This is a genomic window from Bacillus songklensis, from assembly GCF_042649685.1.
Taxonomy (GTDB): Bacteria; Bacillota; Bacilli; order Bacillales; family Bacillaceae_H; genus Bacillus_BA; species Bacillus_BA songklensis.
This window is the reverse complement of record NZ_JBHRZT010000049.1, coordinates 1-1,044: the sequence shown is the minus strand read 5'-3', so window position 1 is coordinate 1,044 and position 1,044 is coordinate 1. Positions and strand designations below refer to the sequence as shown.

Sequence of the window (1,044 nt, the reverse complement as noted above, 5' to 3'; positions counted from 1 at the left end):
ATTATGACGGGTTAATTATCCCAGGTGGCCGTGCTCCAGAGTATATCCGCTTAAATGAACACCTTCCTGGTATTGTTACTCATTTTTTTGAGACAAACAAACCAATTGCGGTTGTCTGCCATGGGAGTCTAATCTTTACCACATTAAGCGAAAAACTGAAAGGTAGAGAATTAACCGCCTACACAGCATGCCGGCCAGATGTAGAAGGCATGGGTGCGAAGTATATCTCTGAACCCCTTCACGTTGAAGGTAATTTAGTTTCTGGTCATGCTTGGCCTGATGTTCCTATGATGATGAAGGAATTTATTAAGAAGTTGAATGGTTAAGCAGAAAATCCGTGAGGGAATTCCTCACGGATTTTTAAAGTACAAAACTTTTATAAATAGATATGTTGCAGAAAGATATATCAATAAACTTTTCTATTTAAAGTATCAATCTTTCTTTAAACGCAGGATTATAGTCAACCTTCAAGGTATTTTAACGGTTCTATCCAAAGTAACACCCTTTATATTCTACGTGCCTGTACCACCATTCCTTCTCTTACAAACCTAGTTAAGATTATAAGTAGGTTGGTGAGACATCTTACAAGTTGTATCGAATTTCCCTATATTTCTCTCTCTATAAAAGCATAGAAATTAAACCAAAAAATTTCTAAGCCAAACCAAAATTTTTCGTTCCTAATCTCCTGAAGGGTTCTGATAGTGACTAAATAATAAGCCGTAACAATCACACATCGCTTTCCAAGTCCCCAAACGATCCAAAGAACTCGTAGAAAATATTCTCCAGTGGAACGCCCCATTGTTTTAAAGCGTTATTGACAGCTTTCATAAAAGGGACAGGACCGCAAAAATAAAACTGAGCCTCTTTACTGCGTGAACTGGTTTGTTACCGCCGAAGTCTAATTGAATCCTGTCATTTCAGTAAATCTCCTTTTACAGAAGGTGTGTGGCGGTATGACCAGGCGGATTCACAAAGGACACGGCGAATCTGGGCATTTCCAATCTTCGTGATGGAACCCTGCCAACGGCTGGATTCACTGGAATA

General features: G+C 39.1%; 2 protein-coding genes and 1 pseudogene. 1 reads left to right on the top strand and 2 read right to left on the bottom strand.

Annotated features, from left to right (window positions below):
• A partial coding sequence (locus ACFOU2_RS11245) for a DJ-1/PfpI family protein (protein ID WP_377915127.1) occupies positions 1 to 326 on the top strand: 326 nt, incomplete at its 5' end.
• Positions 327 to 726: 400 nt separating this feature from the next.
• Here the strand turns inward: ACFOU2_RS11245 and ACFOU2_RS11240 are convergent.
• Positions 727 to 870: pseudogene (locus ACFOU2_RS11240) on the bottom strand (nitric oxide dioxygenase); the annotation flags it as partial.
• A 42-nt stretch (positions 871 to 912) separates the two neighbouring features.
• A partial coding sequence (locus tag ACFOU2_RS11235) for a transposase (RefSeq protein WP_377915129.1) occupies positions 913 to 1,044 on the bottom strand: 132 nt, incomplete at its 5' end.